The organism is Salinicola sp. (assembly GCF_982684285.1).
The window spans coordinates 1-1,051 of the sequence record NZ_CEXLVS010000531.1 but is presented as its reverse complement, the minus strand read 5'-3'; the positions used below and the strand labels follow the sequence as shown (position 1 = coordinate 1,051).

At 39.9% G+C, this 1,051-nt stretch carries 2 protein-coding genes; both read right to left on the bottom strand.

Annotated features, from left to right (window positions below; all coding sequences use genetic code 11):
• A partial coding sequence (locus tag AC3AYF_RS21705; protein WP_487780537.1) for a TetR/AcrR family transcriptional regulator occupies positions 1 to 435 on the bottom strand: 435 nt, incomplete at its 3' end.
• A gap of 72 nt (positions 436 to 507) precedes the next feature.
• Positions 508 to 1,051: cation transporting ATPase C-terminal domain-containing protein (locus AC3AYF_RS21700; RefSeq protein ID WP_487780536.1), on the bottom strand; the 544-nt coding region annotated here is incomplete at its 5' end.

Here is a 1,051-nt window from a genome sequence, read left to right as displayed (position 1 = left end):
AAACTCAAATTCACCTGCATCCACACTTTGTTCAAGTAACCGTCGCAACAGTATGATCGTACTATTGCGATGAGATTTCATGACTTCAGGTCGTTGAATGGTCATAGCTTCAATGAGTTCGCTTAATCTTGGTGCAACATCAAAACGACGATAAGTATAGTGGAGGATATTGACAACAAAAGCATGCAGTTTTTCAGCAGATGTCATTAGATTATCTGCAACAATCACTGCTAATTCATTTTCTTTTTCAGCTAAACATTGATTAGCTAAGCCAGCACCGATATCGAGTTTGTTGTCAAAAAACCGATAGAGATTTGCGGCTGACATATTACAGTCGCTCGCAATTTCCACCATAGTGGTCTTGTTATAACCATACAGGCTAAAACGTTCTTCTGCGGCAATAAGGATCTGGGATCGAGTATCTAATTCTGTCATGGATGAACACAATACTCTCCAGTTAGTGAATAATCAACAAAATATTCAGTATTCACAGTTTGTTTCATTTATTCAAATGATAGGCCGAATTCTCCTCACTATATTCTTTTCCAATTCAACCAAAAATAATACTGAAGAAGCAACCAAGGTAATGACTAACCATGTCTCCCATTCTAGGCCTGTCGTTCCAAACAATGTTTGCATGGGAGTAAAGTACGTGAAGGCCACTTGGAACAAGAGCAAGCACGCTATAGCGAGCAGTGCATAACGATTACCTAATAACCCTTGTTTGCTTAACACTGAGTCACTGATGTAACGCGAGTTAAATAAATAAAATATCTCAAACATCACTAACGTATTAACCGCCACGGTACGAGCATATTCAATCGTTGCACCTTGTGCTTGTTGCCAACTAAACAAACCAAAAGTTCCAACCATAAGGATCAATGACACAAAAGCAATGCGCCATAAAAAAAATGGTGTCAGAAGTGGTTCTTTGGGGTTGCGTGGTGGCCGCAACATGACATTACTTTCAGGTGGCTCAAAGGCTATTGCCAACGCTAAGGTAACAGCAGTAATCATGTTCACCCATAAAATCTGCACGGGAGTAATCGGT